Here is a 17572-nt window from a genome sequence, read left to right on the forward strand (position 1 = left end):
GCCATGACCAATCAGACGGGCGCCCTGCGTGGCCTGAAAATCATCGATCTCAGCCGGGTCCTCGGCGGACCCTACTGCTCCCAGGCGCTGGCCGACCACGGCGCCGAGGTGATCAAGCTGGAACCCCTCGGCGGCGACGAGACCCGTGGCTGGGGGCCGCCCTTCGAGGGCGACACGGCGTCCTACTTCAAGGGCGTGAACCGCAACAAGAAGGGCATCGCCGTCGACCTGGCGACGGCGGAGGGCATCGAGCTGCTGCTGCGCTTGCTGGAGGACGCCGACGTACTGCTGGAGAACTTCAAGCCCGGCACCCTGGCGCGCTGGGGGATCGGCTACGAGGAGGTGCTTTGCCAGCGCTTCCCGCGGCTGGTCCACTGCGCGGTATCGGGCTTCGGCGCCGACGGCCCGCTCGGCGGCCTGCCCGGCTACGACGCGGCGATCCAGGCGATGGCCGGACTGATGAGCGTGAACGGCGAGGCCGGCGGCGAGGCGTTGCGCATCGGCCTGCCGATCGTCGACATGGTCACCGGGCTGAACGCCATGGCCGGCATCCTCCTCGCCCTCCACGAGCGCCAGGTCAGCGGGCGCGGGCAGTCGGTGGACATCGCCCTGTACGACTGCGGTATCTCCCTGCTGCACCCGCACCTGCCGAACTACTTCGCTTCCGGACGTACGCCCCGGCGTAGCGGCAACGCCCACCCGAACATCGCGCCCTACGACAGCTACCGCACCGGTACCGAGCCGATCTTCCTCGCCGTCGGCAACGACCGCCAGTTCGCCCGCCTGTGCGAGTACCTGGGAGCGGATGAACTGCCGGGGGACCCGCGCTTCGCCGACAACGGCAAGCGCTCGGTCAACCGCGAGGCGCTGAAGCGCGCCTTGGAGGACTACCTGGCGGCCCACGACGGTCGCGAGCTGGCCGAGCGGCTGATCCGTCTCGGCGTGCCCTGCGGAGCCATCGCCACGGTGGATCGGGTGGTGGAGCACCCGCACACTCGCCATCGCGGGATGGTCGTCGAACTCGAGGGCTATCGCGGCATCGCCTCGCCGGTGAAGCTTTCGCGCACCCCGGCCAGCTACCGCGCCGCGCCGCCGGTGCTGGGCGGAGACACTCGGGAAGTCCTGGCGGAACTGGGATTGAGCGCCGAGGCGATCGACGCGCTGGTCCGGCGCGGCATCGTCCGCGCCTGAAACCCCTCACGGCACGGCCTGCGCCGTGCAACTCAATCCCCGGGCAATTGGAGATGGCCATGGATTCCTCCCCTGGGGCGGTGCGCCCCGAACTCGTGCTGCTGGAGCGGCCGGAGCAGGGTGTGGCCCTGTTGCGACTGAACCGCCCGGCAGTGCTCAACGCCCTGAACATGCGCCTGCGCGAGGCTCTGGCGGAGCACGTACGGCGCCTCGACGAGTGCGCCGATACCCGGGTCATCGTCCTCACCGGAAATGGCACGGCGTTCGCCGCCGGCGCCGATCTCAACGAACTGGCGGAGGCGTCCGCGCTGGAGATCCAGCAGCGCGGGGTGGAGCGCCACTGGCAGGCGCTCGCCACCTGCCGCAAGCCGCTGATCGCCGCCGTGGAGGGCTATGCCCTGGGCGGAGGCTGCGAGTTGGCGATGCACTGCGACCTGATCGTCGCCGGTGCCTCGGCGCGCTTCGCCCAGCCGGAAGTTCGTGTCGGCGTGATGCCCGGCGCCGGCGGCACCCAGCGCCTGGTGCGAGCGGTGGGCAAGTTCCAGGCGCTGCGCATGCTGTTTACCGGTTGCACGGTACGGGCGCCGGAGGCCCTGGCCATAGGGTTGGTCAGCGAGGTGGCGGCGGATGGCCAGGCATTGGATCGCGCCCTCGAACTGGCTCGCCAGATCGCCGGCCTGCCGCCGCTGGCGCTGGCGCAGATCAAGGAAGTGGTCCTGGCCGGCGCCGACCTGCCGCTGGACCAGGCCCTGGCGCTGGAGCGCAAGGCCTTCCAGTTGCTGTTCGACAGCCACGACCAGAAGGAGGGCATGCGTGCCTTCCTGGAAAAACGCACAGCGGAGTACCTGGGAAAATGAGCGAGCCACCGATCGTTCTCATCGGTATCGTCGGTACCGGTGCCATGGGCCAGGGCATCGCCCAGCTCGCTGCCTGTGCCGGGCTGTCGGTGCTGCTCTACGACAGCCGCCAGGGGGCGGCGCTGCAAGCGCGCGAGCAGATCGCCACGGTCCTTGCCCGGCAGGTGGAGCGGGGCCGGCTGGAGGCGGAGGCTGTCGAGCGCGCGATGGGCAATCTGCGGGTGGTCGAGGACTTGTGGGTCCTACGCGGCTGCCAGTTGGTGATCGAGGCGATCGTCGAGAACCTGGAGGCCAAGCAGGCGTTGTTCCGCCAATTGGAAGAGGTGGTCGGCGACGAAGCGATCCTCGCCAGCAATACCTCCTCGCTGTCGGTTACCGCGATCGCCTCGGCCTGTCGCGATCCCGGCCGGGTCGCCGGTCTGCACTTCTTCAATCCGGTGCCGCTGATGCGTCTGGTGGAGGTGATCGACGGTCTCGCCACCCGCACCGGCATCGCCGAGCGACTGTGCGCCCTGGTGGCGACCTTCGGCCACCAGTCGGTGCGTGCCACGGACAGCCCCGGCTTCATCGTCAACCATGCCGGACGGGCCTTCGGCACCGAGGCGCTGCGTATCCTCGGCGAGGGCGTGGCGCCGGTGGCGGCGATCGACGAAGTCCTGCGCGAGGGCGCCGGCTTCCGCATGGGCCCGTTCGAGCTGTTCGACCTGGTCGGGTTGGACGTCAGCCTGCCGGTGATGGAGTCGATCTACCGGCAGTACTACGAAGAGCCGCGTTATCGTCCGCATCCCTTGCTGCGCGAGATGCTCGCCGCCGGCCGCCTGGGGCGCAAGAGCGGCCAGGGCTTCTACCGCTACGACGGCGCTGGGCAGGTGCCCGCCGCCGCCCCGGCGGTTGCGCCAGGCGCGGCGTTGCCGCCGGTGTGGCTGGGCGTCGACGACGAACATGACCGCGCGCCATTGCTGACGTTGCTACAACGTCTGGGCGCCGAGGTGGAGAGCGGCGAGCGTCCTTCCGGGGCGGCGTTGTGCCTGCTTGCGCCACTGGGCGCCGACGTCAGCGCCGCAGCGCGGCGGTTCGCCGTCGATCCGACGCGCAGCCTGGCCATCGACGTGCTGTCGGACCTGGAGCGACACCGCTGCCTGATGGCCTGCCCGGCGACCCGAGCGGAGCTGCAGCAGGCCGCTCGCACCCTGTTCGCACGGGACGGCGTGGGCGTCACGCTGATTCGCGACAGCGCCGGGTTCATCGTCCAGCGCACCCTCGCCTCGATCGTCAATCTCGCCTGTGACATCGCCCAGCAGGGTATCGCTTCGGTGGAGCACATCGACCTGGCGGTGCGCCTCGGTCTCGGCTATCCGCTGGGGCCGCTGGAGTGGGGCGACCGAATGGGCGCCGGGCGCGTGCTGCGCATCCTCGAACGCCTGCATGCGCTCAGCGGCGACCCGCGCTATCGCCCCAGTCCCTGGCTGCGCCGGCGCGCCCAACTGGGCCTTTCCCTGCGCCAGCCGGACAGCCCGTTGGCCTCCTGATCCCTTCGCGGAGAAACACACCATGCTCGATGCCTATATCTACGCCGGCCTGCGTACGCCTTTCGGCCGGCATGCCGGTGCACTCTCGACGGTGCGTCCGGACGACCTGGCCGGCCTGCTGCTGGCGCGTCTCGCGGAAACCTCCGGGTTCGCCGTCGACGACCTGGAGGATGTGATCCTCGGTTGCACCAACCAGGCTGGCGAAGACAGCCGCAACCTGGCGCGCAACGCGCTGCTCGCAGCCGGCCTGCCGGCGCGGCTGCCCGGGCAGACGGTCAACCGCTTGTGTGCCAGCGGACTGTCGGCGGTGATCGACGCGGCGCGCGCGATCAGTTGCGGCGAGGGCCGGCTGTACCTGGCCGGCGGCGCCGAAAGCATGTCCCGGGCGCCGTTCGTCATGGCCAAGGCGGAGAGCGCCTTCAGCCGCACGCTGGAGGTCTTCGACAGCACCATCGGCGCGCGCTTCGCCAACCCCAGGCTGGTCGAGCGCTATGGCAACGACAGCATGCCGGAGACCGGCGACAACGTGGCCCGCGCCTTCGGCATCGCCCGCGAGGACGCCGACCGTTTCGCCGCTTCTTCCCAGGCGCGCTACCAGGCTGCGCTGGAGGAGGGCTTTTTCCTCGGCGAGATCCTTCCGGTGGAGGTGCGTGCCGGACGCAAGGGCGAGACGCGGCTGGTGGAGCGCGACGAGCATCCGCGGCCGCAGGCCGACCTGGCGGCCCTGGCGCGCTTGCCGGCGTTGTTCGCCGGCGGGGTAGTGACCGCCGGCAATGCCTCGGGGATCAACGACGGGGCGGCGGTAGTGCTGCTGGGCGACCGCGCGATCGGCGAGCGCGAGGACATCCGGCCGCTGGCGCGGATTCTCGCCAGCGCCAGCGTCGGCGTCGAGCCCCGGCTGATGGGCATCGGCCCGCAGCAGGCGATCCTCCGCGCGCTGCAACGCGCCGGCATCGACCTGGACGAGGTCGGCCTGATCGAGATCAACGAAGCCTTCGCGCCGCAAGTCCTGGCCTGCCTGAAGTTGCTCGGCCTGGACTACGAGGACCCGCGGGTCAATCCCCATGGCGGCGCCATCGCCCTCGGCCATCCGCTCGGCGCCTCCGGTGCGCGCCTGGTGCTCACCGCCGCCCGCGGGCTGCAACGCATCGAGCGGCGCTACGCGGTGGTCAGCCTGTGCGTCGGGCTCGGCCAGGGCGTGGCGATGGTGATCGAGCGCTGCCGATGAGACACCGTTCCCCCTAGAAAAAGAGGCGCCCAGGCGCCCGTTCGGAGTGCGTATGAACAACAACAAGAAATGCGCGTTTTTCCTGCTGCCGATCCTTGCCGGCGATAGCGTTCCCGCCCTGGCCGAGGGCTTCCTCGAAGACTCGCGGGCCAGCCTGGCCTTGCGCAACTTCTACATGAACCGCGACTTCCGCGATGGCGTGGGGCGTGCGAAAAGCGAGGAGTGGGCCCAGGGCTTTCTCTTCGACTACCGCTCGGGCTATACCAAGGGCACCCTCGGCGTGGGTCTCGACCTGCTGGGCAAGCTCGGCGTCCGGCTCGATTCCGGCGCGGGGCGTAGCGGCACCGGCCTGCTTCCGCTTCGCGACGATGGCAGCGCGGCGGGCGACTACGCGCGGCTGGACGCGACCGCCAAGCTGCGCCTGTCGCGCAGCGAGCTGAAGGTCGGCGGCCTGGTGCCGAAGCTACCGACCATCCAGCCCAACTACGGGCGGCTATTCCCCCAGGTGTTCCAGGGCGCGCTGCTGACTTCCGGCGAACTGAGCGGACTGAGCCTGAACCTGGGACGGCTGACCGAGGTCAGCCAGCGCAACGAGGCGGGCACCAGCGACCTGGCGCTGTTCAACCGCAACCGGCGTTTCGCCGGCGCGGCGCAGGCGGACCGTTTCGACCTGGCTGGCCTGGACTACCGTATCACCCCGGACTGGACCGGCAGCTACCACTATGGCGAACTGGAGCAGGTCTACGCCCAGCATTTCCTCGGTCTCAAGGGGCGCATCGGCGTCGCCGCGGATAGCCTGGAGAGCGACTTGCGCCTGGCGCTCAGCCGGGATACCGGCGGCGCTCGCGGCGGGCGCATCGACAACCGTTCCTTCAGCGGGTCGCTCACCTACCGCCTGCGCAACGGCCAGGCCTTCGGCCTGGGCTACCAGCGGATGAGCGGCGACCACGGTTTCCCTTACCTGGAGGGGACCGATCCGTACCTGGTCAATTTCGGCCAGTACAACGACTTCGCCGAGGCTGGCGAGTCCTCCTGGCAACTGCGCTACGACTGCGACTTCGCGCCGCTCGGGGTGCCCGGCCTGAGCCTGATGACGCGCTATTTCAGCGGCCACGGCGCGAAACCGAAGGGCGCCGACGGCAGTCGCGAGTGGGAACGCGACAGCGACCTGCGCTACGTGTTGCAGGGCGGTCCGCTGAAGGGACTGGGGCTGGTCTGGCGCAACGCTACCTACCGTTCGGCCTTCAGCCGCGACATCGACGAGAACCGCCTGTACCTGACCTATGAGCTGCCGCTGTTCTGAGCCGCTCAGCCCTTGGCGGCGCTGACCCCTTCGAGGGTGGCGAAGGAGGTGTCCTTGGCGGTGAGCAGGAAGTCGCGCATGAATGGCGCATCGAACATGTCCGTGCGGATGGCGGCGAAGAGCGTGCAGTACAGGCCCTTTTCACCGAGGCGCCGGGCCGTCACGTAGCCGCGCGAGCTGTACTCGTGCAGGGCCCAGTTCGGCAGGCAGCAGACGCCGCGACCGGAGGCCACCAGCTGCATCATCATCACGGTCAGCTCGGCTATGCGCACCTGCGCCGGCTCCACGTCGGCGGGGTCGAGGAAGCGGGTGAAGACGTCGAGACGATCGCGTTCCACCGGATAGGTGATCAGGGTTTCCCGCTCCAGGTCCTCCGGGACGACGTACGGTCGACCAGCCAGGGCATGCTGGTTGGCCACCGCCAGCAGCGCTTCGTAGGTGAACAGTGGCACGTAGGTGATGCCGGGCAACTCGACCGGGTCGGCGGTCACCACCAGGTCGAGGTCGCCGCGGGCCAGGGCCGGCAGCGGCGCGAAGGAGAAGCCCGAGGCCAGGTCCAGTTCGACTTCCGGCCAGGCGTCGCGGAACTGGTCGATGGTCGGCATCAGCCACTGGAAGCAACTGTGGCATTCGATGGCCATGTGCAGGCGTCCGGCGGTACCGCCGGCGAGCCGCGCCAGGTCGCGCTCGGCGGTGCGCAGTTGGGGCAGCAGCGAGTCGGCCAGTTGCAGCAGGCGCAGCCCGGCGCTGGTGAAGCGTACCGGCTTGGTCTTGCGCACGAACAACTGCATGCCCAGGCGCTCTTCCAGTTCCTTGAACTGGTGCGACAGCGCCGACTGGGTAAGGTGCAGGCGCTCGGCGGCTTCCACCAGGCTGTCGGCTTCGCGCAGCGCGTGCAGGGTCTTGAGGTGGCGAAGTTCGAGCATGGCGGCCTCTGTATGAGCAAAACTTGATAGCGGTGCGGATTCGTTGAGTTTGTCTCATACGCCAGGGGCTGTCGACAAGCGATGGCCTCGATCCCGCAGAGCGCGCGATCGTGGAGCGACGGGGAGAATAGCCCGGCACACGGGACGGCGGCCCGGAGCAGCGGCGCAACGCCGCAGAGCCACAACGCCACGACCGCCTGGCGGCATTCATCAAACTGTCACGCTACTGTGGCAGCGCGCTGGACGAAATTTAATCAGAATCGCGCTCCACTGGGGTTTTGCGTTCTGGGTTTTCTTCATGCGTGCTTTCATCTTCCTGGCCGCCTTGTTGTGCAGCCTCTCCTCCTTTGCGGCGGCGCGTTGCGACGCACGCGTACCTACCGAGACGGTCGAACTGGGCGACGTGCGCCTGGCCTACCAGAGCATCGGCCGCGACAGCGATCCGGCCCTGCTGCTGGTGATGGGCCTGGGCGGGCAACTGATCCACTGGCCGGACGAGGTGGTCAGCGCCCTGTGCGAGCAAGGCTTCCGGGTGATCCGCTACGACAACCGCGACGTCGGCCTGTCGGCCTGGAACGTGCCGGTGCCCAGCTCGCGGCTGACCTACGAAGTGGTGCGTTATCGCCTCGGCCTGCCGGTCAGCGCGCCCTATACCCTCACCGACATGGCCGGCGATGCCCTGCATCTGCTCGACGCGCTGGATATCCCCCAGGCCCATGTGCTCGGCGCCAGCATGGGCGGGATGATCGCCCAGCACATCGCCGACATGGCGCCGCAGCGCCTGCTCAGCCTGACCCTGGTGATGACCAGCTCCGGCGCCGAAGGCCTGCCGGCGCCCAGCGAGTCGCTGCTGCGCCTGCTGGCGCGGCGCGAGGCGGCCAGCCGCGAGCAGGCGGTCGAGCAGCAGGCCGACCTGCTGGCGGCGCTGGGCAGCCCGGAAGTGCGCGACGATCGCCAGCAGCTCCTGTTGCAGGCCGCACGTTCCTACGACCGCGCGTTCAACCCGGAAGGCGTGCAGCGGCAATTGCTGGCAATCCTCGCCGAACCCAGCCGGGTGCCGCTGCTGAACCGTCTGCAGGTGCCGACCCTGGTGATCCATGGCACCGCCGATCCGCTGCTGCCGGTGATGCACGGCGTGCACGTGGCGGCGCATATCCGTGGCTCGGAGCTGAAGCTGATCCCCGGTCTCGCCCATCGCTTCCAGGAAGCCTTCAAGGAGCCGTTGCTGGCGGCGGTGGTGCCTTACCTGAAGGCCCATCGGCAGGCCAGCGTCGTCCAGCTCTGAAGCCGCGCTCGCGGTCTCAGGCGTGCAGGCGTACCCAGAGGCCCACCAGCACGCTTGCCGCCACCAGCCAGGCCAGCGCCGCCAGGGCCAGCGAGGTCTCCAGGCGGAAGCGCTCGACCAGCAGGTAGAGCGCGGCGAGATAGACGAAGTAGGGGATGATCGACCACATGCCGAAGACGATGGTGGTCTTCAGGTCGTCCAGCGAACGGCCCTTGCCGACGATGTAGTGGGCAATCAGGGCGAAGGTGGGAAACAGCGGCACCAGGCCGGCGATGTAGTAGTTGCGGGTCTTCGACAGGACGGCGAGGAGCACGACCACGGCGGCGCCGATCAGCGCCTTGAACATCAGGTCCACGGGATTCTCGACTGCGGCGGCGCCACCGGCTTGGTGGCGTCGCGCATTATGCCCGGATCGTCCCGTACCCTTCCATAACGAACGAGGCCCGCAAAAGCGGGCCTCGACGTTTCTGGCTGGCGATCAGGCCGCATGCACCCGCGGGCGATGCGGATGCTCGCTCTGCAGGTACTGGCCGAGGCGCACCTGCTGGCTCGGCGAGAGGAACAGGCCGAGCTTGCTGCGGCGCCAGAGGATGTCCTCGGCGTCCTGGGCCCACTCGTGCTTGCACAGGTAGTCCACTTCGCGGGCATACAGGCCGCCGCCCAGGTGCTCGCCGAGATCGGCTTCGCCATTGACCCCGTCCAGCAGGCGCCACACCCGGGTGCCGTAGGTGCGCGCCCAGCGCAGCGCCAGTTCGCGGTCGAGCCAGGCGTAGCGGTTGGCCAGTTGCTCGGTGAGCGCCTCGACGCTCTGCATCTGCTCGCCGCCCGGCAGCGGTGCCTTGGCGGTCCAGGTCGGGCCGAGATTGGCGAAGAACGGCTGGAGCTGCGCCAGCGCCGATTCGGCCAGCTTGCGGTAGGTGGTCAGCTTGCCGCCGAACACCGAGAGCAGCGGCGGCTCGCCGTTGCCGGCGGAGAGCGACAGGGTGTAGTCGCGGGTGATCGCCGAAGGCTCGTCGGACTCGTCGTCGCACAGCGGACGCACGCCGGCGAAGCTGTGCAGGATGTCGGCGGCCGCGAGTTGCTGCTTGAAGTGGGCGTTCACCACTTGCAGCAGGTAGGCGGTTTCCTCTTCGCTGATCGCCACCTTGGCCGGGTCGCCCTGGTACTCGCGATCGGTGGTGCCGATCATGGTGAAACGGTCCAGATAGGGGATGGCGAAGACGATGCGGCGGTCTTCGTTCTGCAGGATGTAGGCGTGCTCGCCTTCGTACAGCTTCGGCACGATGATGTGGCTGCCCTGGATCAGGCGGATACCGTAGGGCGACTTCTGTTTCAGGTCGTCCTGGATGAAGCGCGCCACCCAGGGGCCGGCGGCGTTCACCAGGGCGCGGGCGCGGATCGAATACAGGCTGCCGTCGCTGCGCTCCAGGTGCAGGTGCCAGAGTCCCTTGCTGCGACGGGCGCTGACGCAGCGGGTGCGGGTATGGACGTGGGCGCCGTGCTCGCGGGCGGAGATCGCGTTGAGCACCACCAGGCGCGCATCGTCCACCGCGCAGTCGGAGTACTCGAAGCCACGGCGGATCTCGGCCTTCAGCGGGCTGCTGCCGGTGAAGCGCAGGCCGCGCGAGGCGGGAAGCTTCTCGCGCTTGCCGAGGTGATCGTAGAGGAACAGGCCGGCGCGGATCATCCAGGCCGGGCGCAGGTGCGGACGGTGCGGCAGGACGAAGCGCAGCGGCTTGACGATGTGCGGCGCCTTGGCCAGCAGGACCTCGCGCTCGGCCAGGGCTTCGCGGACCAGGCGGAATTCGTAGTGTTCGAGGTAGCGCAGGCCGCCGTGGATCAGCTTGCTGCTGGCCGAGGAGGTGTGCTGGGCCAGGTCGTGCTGTTCGCAAAGGAACACGGACAGGCCGCGCCCGGCTGCGTCGGCGGCGATCCCTACACCGTTGATGCCACCGCCGACCACGGCGACATCGTAGACTTCGGCGAGTGGAGCGGAGGGGGTGTGCGCTTGACTCATGTGAAAGGCCCTGAAGTCGAAAGTGAACGTAGTTTTGTTCGAATTCGAAAATAGCTTAGTCGATTGCGCAGTTATTGACCAGCCCGATTCACCAGGCTTTTTCAATTTCGAAGGGTTGCCCGGGCGCTACCGGTTTGCCCGTCCGCGCGGGAACAGCCCCTCTTCCGCATGCGGGAAAGCGGCCGCCGAGGATCGCGGCGCATGGATGGGGGCGGCAGGTGGTTTTTCTGAAACGAACATTCACGGCGCCGAACGGCGCCGTGGCAGGGGAAATGCCTCAGACCAGGTCCAGGTGAACCTTGTGCTGTGCCATCAGGCGGGCGATGGCGGCGGGCGGCGGGCTGTCGCTGATGACCCGGTTGACCAGCGAGATCGGTCCCAGGCGGACCACCGCGTTGCGCCCGAACTTGCTCGAGTCGGCGGCCAGGAACACTTGCCGCGCGTTGTCGATGATCGCCTGGGATACGCGCACTTCCTGGTAGTCGAAGTCGAGCAGGCTGCCATCCTCGTCGATGCCGCTGATGCCGACCAGGGCGAAGTCGACGCGGAACTGCTGGATGAAGTCCACCGCGGCCTGGCCGACGATGCCGCCGTCGCTGCGTACGGTGCCGCCGGCGACCAGCACTTCGAAGTCTTCCTTGGCGCTGAGGGTGGCGGCCACGTGCAGGTTGTTGGTGATGATCTTCAGATTGCGGTGGTTGAGCAGGGCGCGGGCGATGGCCTCGGTGGTGGTGCCGATGTTGATGAACAGCGAGGCGTTGTCCGGCACCAGGCTGGCCACGGCTTCGGCGATGCGCTGCTTCTCGTCGCGCATCTGGTCGGCGCGCATGGTGTAGGCGGTGTTCTCGATGCTCGAATCGTAGGCCGCACCGCCGTGGTAGCGGCGCAGCAGTCCCTGTTCGGCGAGCTGGTTGATGTCGCGGCGGATGGTCTGCGGGGTGACCGCGAACATCTGCGCCATCTCCTCGATGCTCAGGTAACCGCGCTCGCGGACCTCCTCGATGATGCTTTGCTGTCGGGGGGGCAGGTTCATGGGTTGTTCTCGTGCTGCCGGGCCGGGACCCTGGAAAGTCGCCAAGAATGCCGCACGCGGGGGGCCGTTGTCAGCCGTGCATGAGTCGTAGAGGGCGCCGCGGCGGCACCCGGCCGCCGCGCGCAAACGTTACCCAGGGCATGCCAGAGCGGCGCCGGGGAACACGCCATTCGCCGCATCGCGGCGGACGAATGGCGCCAGTTCGTCACAGTTCGCCGTCGTCCCAGCCGCGAGTGCGCTCCACTGCTTTCTTCCAGCCGGCATAGAGCTTTTCGCGCCGGGGCTCGTCGCACTCCGGCTCGAACACCCGCTCGATCACCGCCTTGCTCTTCAGCTCGTCGAGGCTGCTCCAGAAGCCGCAGGCCAGGCCGGCCAGGTAGGCGGCGCCGAGGGCGGTGGTCTCGCGCATCACCGGACGTTCCACGCGGGTGCCGAGGATGTCGGCCTGGAACTGCATGAGGAAGTTGTTGGCCACCGCCCCGCCGTCGACGCGCAGAGCGCGCAGGCGTTCGCCGGCATCGCGCTGCATGGCGTCGAGCACGTCGCGGGTCTGGTAGGCGATGGATTCCAGGGTGGCGCGGATCAGGTGGTCGGCCTTGACTCCACGGGTCAGGCCGAACACTGCGCCGCGCGCATAGGGGTCCCAATAGGGCGCGCCGAGTCCGGTGAAGGCCGGTACCAGGTAGACGCCGTTGCTGTCCTTGACCTTGGTGGCGAAGTATTCGGAATCGAAGGAGTCGTTGATCACCTTCAGTTCGTCGCGCAACCACTGCACCGTGGAGCCGCCGTTGAACACCGCGCCCTCCAGGGCGTAGCCGACCTCGCCGCGCGGACCGCAGGCGATGGTGGTGAGCAGGCCATGGGTGGACTTCACCGCCTTGTCGCCGGTGTGCATCAGCAGGAAGCAGCCGGTGCCGTAGGTGTTCTTCGCCTGGCCCGGTTCCACGCACATCTGGCCGAACAGGGCGGCCTGCTGGTCGCCGGCGATCCCGGCGATCGGCAGCTCGCCGCCGCCGACCCCGCCGATCCGGGCGTTGCCGTAGACCTCCGAAGAGTTGCGCACCTCGGGCAGCATCGAGCGGGGAATGTCGAGCACCTCGAGCATCCGTGCGTCCCAGTCGAGGCTGTGGATGTTGAACAGCATGGTCCGCGAGGCATTGGTGTAGTCGGTGACGTGGACCTTGCCTTCGGTGAGCTTCCAGATCAGCCAGGTGTCGATGGTGCCGAACAACAGGTCGCCGTTGCGCGCGCGTTCGCGGGCGCCTTCGACGTTGTCGAGGATCCACTTCAGCTTGGTCCCGGAGAAGTACGGGTCGGTGACCAGCCCGGTGGTTTCGCGGATGTAGTCTTCCAGCCCGTCGCGCTTGAGCTGCGCGCAGATCGCCGCGCTGCGCCGGCACTGCCAGACGATGGCGTTGTGGATCGGCCGACCGCTGTGACGGTCCCAGACCACCGTGGTCTCGCGCTGGTTGGTGATACCGATGGCGGCCACCTGGTCGTGCTCGATGCTGGCCTGGGCGAGGGCCTCGACCAGGGTCGAACTCTGCGTGGCCCAGATTTCCATCGGGTCGTGCTCGACCCAGCCGGCCTGCGGATAGAACTGGGCGAACTCGCGCTGGGCCTGGCTGACCACGTTGGCATCGCGGTCGAAGACGATGGCGCGGGAGCTGGTGGTGCCCTGGTCCAGGGCGACGACGTATTTCTTGTTGTGCTTGTCGGTCATGGCTGTGGCCTTGTGGCTATGGCAGGAAAGAGCGGGCGGTCAGGAAGCGCGAACCTTCTCCGGCTCGGCTTCGGCGGGCGCCGCGGCGCTCGGCAGATGGCGCGCGATCAGTACACGATAGCCGCCGGCGCCGAGGCAGGCACCGAGGATCGGGGCGAAGATCGGCACCAGGAAGTAGGGAATCTCGCGGCCGCCGGTGAAGGCGATGGGCCCCCAGCCGGCCAGGTAGGTCATCAGCTTGGGGCCGAAGTCGCGCGCCGGGTTCATCGCGAAACCTGTCAGCGGGCCCATGGCGCTACCGATCACGGCGATCAGCAGGCCGATCAGCAGCGGCGCCAACGGACCGCGCGGCAGGCCGTTGCCGTCGTCGGTAAGGGCCATGATCACCGCCATGAGGATGGCCGTGATCACCACTTCGACGAGGAACGCCTGGCCGACCGACAGCGCCGGGTGCGGATAGGTGGAGAACACCGAGGCCAGGGCCAGGCTGTCCTGGCTGCCGCGGACGATGTTCTGCGCCTGTTCGAACTCGATGAACAGGCTGCTGTAGAGGGTGTAGACCAGCGCTGCGGCGCAGAACGCACCGGCCACCTGGGCGGTGATGTAGAACGGCAGCTTGCGCCCCTCGAAGCCGGCGAACAGCCACAGCGCGATGCTCACCGCCGGGTTCAGGTGGGCGCCGGAGACGCCGGCGCTGAGGTAGATCGCCATGCTCACGCCGACCCCCCAGATGATGCTGATTTCCCACAGGCCGAAGCTGGCGCCGGCGACCTTCAGGGCCGCGACGCAACCGGTGCCGAAGAAGATGAGGAGGGCGGTGCCGAGGAACTCGGCCAGGCATTGGCCAAACAGGGATGGGGTCGGGGCGGCGGTGGTCATGGGGCCTCTCTTGTCTGTTCTTGTAATTATGGCGGGCAGCCGTGAAAATTGTTCAGTTTCGAAAAAATATATTCACAAAGGAATGCTGTCAAAGCGCGAAGATGAACGTTTGTCCGAAAAACGACCCTCCGGTTTCGTTTTCGCGGCCAATCGAATATCGCTACCGAGGCACGCGGGCCGCGGCATCGGCGCCCGTGCAGCAAGGGCGGCGATGGCTTAAGGTAGGCGCCGGTTTTCAGCCAACGTTCTTCTCCGGGAGTGACCATGACCCCTGCCATCGACCTGCTGAAAAAGGCCCGCGCCGAGCACAAGGTGCTCAGCTACAGCCACGACCCCAAGGCACCTTCCTATGGCCTGGAGGCCGCGGAAAAGCTCGGTCTGGACCCGCAGCGGGTGTTCAAGACGCTGCTCGCCGCCACGGAGAAGGGCGAGCTGCTGGTGGCGGTGGTGCCGGTGATCGGCAGTCTCGACCTGAAGGCCCTGGCCCATGCGGCGGGGGCGAAGAAGGCCGACATGGCCGATCCGCAGGCGGCGCAGCGGGCCACCGGCTACCTGGTGGGCGGGATCAGCCCGCTGGGGCAGAAGAAGCGCCTGCGTACCTTCATCGATGAAAGCGCGCGGCAGTACCCGAGCATCCATGTCAGCGCAGGACGGCGCGGGCTGGAAGTGGAGCTGGCGGCCGAGGTGCTGGCCCAGCTGACCCAGGGTTCGTTCGCCGCCATCGGCCGCGAATGAGCCGCTAATCCCGCCGGCCTAGCGGTCGGCATTCGTCTTACTTTTCAATCTGTCAGGTTTTCCATGTCCCACTATCTCCTCGCCATCGACCAGGGCACCACCAGCTCCCGCGCCATCGTGTTCAGTGCCCAGGGCTTGCCGGTGGCGAGCTGCCAGCAGGAATTCAAGCAGTACTTCCCGAAGGACGGCTGGGTGGAGCACGACGGCGAGGAAATCTGGCTGACCACCCTCCAGGTCTGTCGCGACGCGCTCGCCCGCAAGGGCTTGCGCGCGGCCGACATCGCCGCCATCGGCATCACCAACCAGCGCGAGACCACGCTGGTCTGGGACGCCGCCAGCGGCGACCTGATCCACCCGGCCATCGTCTGGCAGGATCGTCGTACCGCCGACTACTGTGCCGAACTCAAGGCCGCCGGCCACGAGGCGAACGTCAGCGCGCGTACCGGGCTGCTGATCGATCCGTATTTCTCCGCCACCAAGCTGCGCTGGATCCTCGACAACGTGCCCGGCGCCCGCCAGCGCGCCGAACGCGGCGAGCTGCGCTTCGGCACCGTCGACTGCTTCCTGCTCTGGCGCCTGACCGGCGGCCGCTCCCATCGCACCGACGCGACCAACGCTTCGCGCACCCTGCTGTTCAACATCCACAGCCAGGACTGGGACGAGGAATTGCTGGCGCTGTTCGAGATCCCGCGCAGCCTGCTGCCGGAGGTACTCGACTGCGCGGCGGAGTTCGGCGTCAGCGAGCCGTCGCTGCTTGGCGCGGCGATCCCGGTGCTGGGCATGGCCGGCGACCAGCAGGCCGCGCTGATCGGCCAGGCCTGCTTCCAGCCGGGCATGGTGAAGAGCACCTACGGCACCGGCTGCTTCATGATCCAGAACACCGGCGAGCAGCCGGTGACCTCGAAGAACCGCCTGCTTACCACGGTCGGCTACCGTCTGGACGGCAAGGTCAGCTACGCGGTGGAGGGCAGCATCTTCGTCGCCGGCGCCGCGGTGCAATGGCTGCGCGACGGCATCAAGCTGATCGACCACGCCCACGAGAGCGAAGCCCTGGCGATCCAGGCCGGCGACTCCAACGGCGTCTACCTGGTGCCGGCCTTTACCGGCCTCGGCGCGCCCTACTGGGACCCGAAGGCGCGCGGCGCGATCTTCGGCCTGACCCGCGACACCGGAATCAAGGAGATCGTCACCGCCGGTCTGCAATCGGTCTGCTACCAGACCCGCGACCTGCTCGAAGCGATGCGCCAGGACGGCACGCCGCCCAGCGCGCTGCGGGTGGACGGCGGGATGGTGGTGAACAACTGGGTGATGCAATTTCTCACCGACATCCTTGGCGTCACCGTGGAGCGCCCGGAAGTCACCGAGACCACCGCCCTCGGCGTGGCCTACATGGCCGGGCTGAAGGCCGGCTTCTATCGCGACCTGGACGACATCGCCAGCCACTGGCACCTGCAGCGCCGCTTCGCCGCACACATGGCCGAGGAGCGCCGCGGCGAACTCTACGCCGGCTGGCAGAACGCGGTGCGACGGGTGCGCAGCGAGGCCTGAGCGGCGTTTCGCGGAAAAAGGCGGCGTTTTTGCCGGCGGCTTCACAACGCCGGCAGGTCGCCGCAAACGCCCGCTCGGGCAATGGGTCGAAGGCAGGGCGAAGTCCCACTGTTACGATCGGAAAAGATCGCACTGTATCGCCCATCCCGGAGCCTGCGGCGGCATGCTGTGGCGATCGTTCCCAGGAGGTCTGCCATGCAGCTCGAGTTCCACCAGGTCGACGCGTTTTCTTCCCGCCCGTTCAGCGGCAATCCCGCCGTGGTCTATCGCCTCGACGCCTGGCTGGCGGACGAGCTGATGCAGATGATCGCGACCGAGCACAACCTCTCCGAGACCGCCTTCGTCGTTCGTGAAGGCGAGGCCTGGCGGATCCGCTGGTTCGCCCCGAGCGTCGAGGTGGCGCTCTGCGGCCACGCCACACTGGCTGCGGCCCACGTACTGTTCGAGGTCTACGACGAGCCGGGCGAGCGCCTGGAATTCATCTCGCGCTCCGGTGCGCTGCGGGTCAACCGCGAGGACGAGCGGCTGGTCCTGGATTTCCCCGCGCAGTATCCGAGCGAGGTCGGTAGCACCGTCGAGCTGGAGCAGGCCCTGGGCCTGCCGCCGGTGGACGTGCTGGGCTCCACCGACAAGCTGCTGGTGCTGCTCGAGTCCGAAGAGGCGGTGCGCGCCTGTCGCCCCGACTTCGCGGCCCTGGCGCGGCTGCCCTGGCGTGGAGTGATCGTCACCGCGCGGGGCCAGCAGAAGGATTTCGTCTCGCGCTTCTTCGCCCCGGCGATGGGCGTCGACGAAGACCCGGTCACTGGCTCCGCGCATTGCAGCCTGATTCCCTACTGGGCCCAGCGCTTGAACAAACTGTCGCTGACCGCCCAGCAGTGCTCGGCGCGCGGCGGCGAGCTGTGGTGCCGGTTGGAGGGCGAGCGGGTGAGTATCGCCGGGCATGCGGTGCTGGTGGCGAGCGGAAGGATTCGATTGGGCTGAGGGGCGCTTCAGGAGGGGGGATGACCTCGTGCATGCCAGACCTCCACATACCGAAGCCCTGATCCGTAGGGTGAATAACTGCTTGCGGTTATCCGCCGCTTATCCGGGGTATCGGCGGATACCGCCTGTGGCGGTATTCGCCCTACAGGCCCTAGAAACGCCGGACAGCTCCCCCGGACATTTCCGCAGGCTCTCTCAGAAGCCCGGGAATTGGATAAAAACCCAGTAGGAGGATGATGGAGGGGCCGGCAAATCCATCCCGCAGGGACAGGACGAACGGCACTGCCCTCTGTTTTTGAGGGCGGAAAGACGCGGGCCGCAGGTGGTGGAACACCTA

Annotated in this window: 15 protein-coding genes; 9 read left to right on the forward strand and 6 right to left on the reverse strand. The window is 68.1% G+C overall.

What is annotated here, in order from left to right; translation table 11 throughout:
- Nucleotides 1-3: 3 nt before the first annotated feature.
- Genes HMPREF2924_RS30480 through HMPREF2924_RS30500 form a run of 5 tightly spaced genes read left to right on the forward strand, consistent with a single transcriptional unit; the run spans nt 4 to nt 6108 of the window.
- A complete protein-coding gene (locus tag HMPREF2924_RS30480; protein WP_003129971.1) occupies nt 4-1191 on the forward strand; it encodes a CaiB/BaiF CoA transferase family protein in 1188 nt (395 codons plus the stop codon).
- A gap of 59 nt (nt 1192-1250) precedes the next feature.
- Nucleotides 1251-2048, forward strand: a complete 798-nt coding sequence (locus tag HMPREF2924_RS30485; protein WP_023094562.1) for an enoyl-CoA hydratase — start codon at nt 1251-1253, stop codon at nt 2046-2048.
- Nucleotides 2045-3577 carry a 3-hydroxyacyl-CoA dehydrogenase gene (locus HMPREF2924_RS30490; RefSeq protein WP_003129986.1) on the forward strand — a complete coding sequence of 511 codons (1533 nt, stop codon included), beginning with the start codon at nt 2045-2047 and terminating at the stop codon, nt 3575-3577. The genes HMPREF2924_RS30485 and HMPREF2924_RS30490 overlap by 4 nt, the downstream gene beginning before the upstream one ends.
- A 22-nt stretch (nt 3578-3599) precedes the next feature.
- Nucleotides 3600-4805 (forward strand): 3-oxoadipyl-CoA thiolase, encoded by a 1206-nt coding sequence (locus HMPREF2924_RS30495; RefSeq protein ID WP_003092185.1) that lies wholly within the window; start codon nt 3600-3602, stop codon nt 4803-4805.
- A gap of 52 nt (nt 4806-4857) precedes the next feature.
- A complete protein-coding gene (locus HMPREF2924_RS30500) occupies nt 4858-6108 on the forward strand; it encodes an OprD family porin (protein WP_003129988.1) in 1251 nt (416 codons plus the stop codon).
- Between the two features lie 5 nt (nt 6109-6113).
- Here the strand turns inward: HMPREF2924_RS30500 and metR are convergent, their stop codons facing one another.
- Entirely contained in the window at nt 6114-7034 is a 921-nt protein-coding gene (gene metR / locus HMPREF2924_RS30505; RefSeq protein WP_003092181.1) for a transcriptional regulator MetR, read from the reverse strand.
- A 298-nt stretch (nt 7035-7332) separates the two neighbouring features.
- Here metR and HMPREF2924_RS30510 point away from each other — a divergent pair, with 298 nt between their 5' ends.
- A complete protein-coding gene (locus HMPREF2924_RS30510) occupies nt 7333-8319 on the forward strand; it encodes an alpha/beta fold hydrolase (RefSeq protein WP_003098462.1) in 987 nt (328 codons plus the stop codon).
- A 16-nt stretch (nt 8320-8335) separates the two neighbouring features.
- Here the strand turns inward: HMPREF2924_RS30510 and HMPREF2924_RS30515 are convergent, their stop codons facing one another.
- From HMPREF2924_RS30515 to glpF, 5 genes are all read right to left on the reverse strand, one after another.
- On the reverse strand, nt 8336-8665 hold the full coding sequence (locus HMPREF2924_RS30515) for a GlpM family protein (RefSeq protein ID WP_003119370.1): 330 nt from the start codon (nt 8663-8665) through the stop codon (nt 8336-8338).
- Nucleotides 8666-8797: 132 nt separating this feature from the next.
- Entirely contained in the window at nt 8798-10336 is a 1539-nt protein-coding gene (gene glpD / locus HMPREF2924_RS30520) for a glycerol-3-phosphate dehydrogenase (RefSeq protein WP_003129991.1), read from the reverse strand.
- Nucleotides 10337-10613: 277 nt separating this feature from the next.
- Nucleotides 10614-11369, reverse strand: a complete 756-nt coding sequence (locus HMPREF2924_RS30525; RefSeq protein WP_003092173.1) for a DeoR/GlpR family transcriptional regulator — start codon at nt 11367-11369, stop codon at nt 10614-10616.
- Between the two features lie 205 nt (nt 11370-11574).
- Nucleotides 11575-13092 carry a glycerol kinase GlpK gene (gene glpK, locus HMPREF2924_RS30530; protein ID WP_003092168.1) on the reverse strand — a complete coding sequence of 506 codons (1518 nt, stop codon included), beginning with the start codon at nt 13090-13092 and terminating at the stop codon, nt 11575-11577.
- A gap of 39 nt (nt 13093-13131) precedes the next feature.
- Nucleotides 13132-13971: a glycerol uptake facilitator protein GlpF gene (glpF, locus tag HMPREF2924_RS30535; RefSeq protein ID WP_003092166.1), complete on the reverse strand. Its 840-nt coding sequence runs from the start codon at nt 13969-13971 to the stop codon at nt 13132-13134.
- 264 nt (nt 13972-14235) lie between these two features.
- On the opposite strand from glpF, the gene ybaK reads away from it, so the two are divergent.
- The 3 genes from ybaK (at nt 14236) to HMPREF2924_RS30550 (ending at nt 17235) form a co-directional block, all read left to right on the forward strand.
- Complete coding sequence (gene ybaK / locus HMPREF2924_RS30540) at nt 14236-14706, forward strand: Cys-tRNA(Pro) deacylase (protein ID WP_003092163.1); 471 nt, start codon at nt 14236-14238, stop codon at nt 14704-14706.
- A 63-nt stretch (nt 14707-14769) separates the two neighbouring features.
- Nucleotides 14770-16254 (forward strand): glycerol kinase GlpK, encoded by a 1485-nt coding sequence (glpK, locus tag HMPREF2924_RS30545; protein WP_003092161.1) that lies wholly within the window; start codon nt 14770-14772, stop codon nt 16252-16254.
- A gap of 195 nt (nt 16255-16449) precedes the next feature.
- Nucleotides 16450-17235, forward strand: coding sequence for a PhzF family phenazine biosynthesis protein (locus HMPREF2924_RS30550; RefSeq protein WP_003129994.1), 786 nt, complete (start codon nt 16450-16452; stop codon nt 17233-17235).
- The last annotated feature ends 337 nt before the right edge of the window (nt 17236-17572 follow it).

It is taken from the genome of Pseudomonas sp. HMSC063H08, assembly GCF_001813645.1.
GTDB lineage: Bacteria > Pseudomonadota > Gammaproteobacteria > Pseudomonadales > Pseudomonadaceae > Pseudomonas > Pseudomonas aeruginosa.

Coding starts and splice junctions, on each gene's coding strand:
- HMPREF2924_RS30480 (WP_003129971.1), top strand. CDS start 4: ATGACCAATCAGACGGGCGCCCTGCGTGGCCTGAAAATCATCGATCTC.
- HMPREF2924_RS30485 (WP_023094562.1), top strand. CDS start 1,251: ATGGATTCCTCCCCTGGGGCGGTGCGCCCCGAACTCGTGCTGCTGGAG.
- HMPREF2924_RS30490 (WP_003129986.1), top strand. CDS start 2,045: ATGAGCGAGCCACCGATCGTTCTCATCGGTATCGTCGGTACCGGTGCC.
- HMPREF2924_RS30495 (WP_003092185.1), top strand. CDS start 3,600: ATGCTCGATGCCTATATCTACGCCGGCCTGCGTACGCCTTTCGGCCGG.
- HMPREF2924_RS30500 (WP_003129988.1), top strand. CDS start 4,858: ATGAACAACAACAAGAAATGCGCGTTTTTCCTGCTGCCGATCCTTGCC.
- metR (WP_003092181.1), bottom strand. CDS start 7,034: ATGCTCGAACTTCGCCACCTCAAGACCCTGCACGCGCTGCGCGAAGCC.
- HMPREF2924_RS30510 (WP_003098462.1), top strand. CDS start 7,333: ATGCGTGCTTTCATCTTCCTGGCCGCCTTGTTGTGCAGCCTCTCCTCC.
- HMPREF2924_RS30515 (WP_003119370.1), bottom strand. CDS start 8,665: ATGTTCAAGGCGCTGATCGGCGCCGCCGTGGTCGTGCTCCTCGCCGTC.
- glpD (WP_003129991.1), bottom strand. CDS start 10,336: ATGAGTCAAGCGCACACCCCCTCCGCTCCACTCGCCGAAGTCTACGAT.
- HMPREF2924_RS30525 (WP_003092173.1), bottom strand. CDS start 11,369: ATGAACCTGCCCCCCCGACAGCAAAGCATCATCGAGGAGGTCCGCGAG.
- glpK (WP_003092168.1), bottom strand. CDS start 13,092: ATGACCGACAAGCACAACAAGAAATACGTCGTCGCCCTGGACCAGGGC.
- glpF (WP_003092166.1), bottom strand. CDS start 13,971: ATGACCACCGCCGCCCCGACCCCATCCCTGTTTGGCCAATGCCTGGCC.
- ybaK (WP_003092163.1), top strand. CDS start 14,236: ATGACCCCTGCCATCGACCTGCTGAAAAAGGCCCGCGCCGAGCACAAG.
- glpK (WP_003092161.1), top strand. CDS start 14,770: ATGTCCCACTATCTCCTCGCCATCGACCAGGGCACCACCAGCTCCCGC.
- HMPREF2924_RS30550 (WP_003129994.1), top strand. CDS start 16,450: ATGCAGCTCGAGTTCCACCAGGTCGACGCGTTTTCTTCCCGCCCGTTC.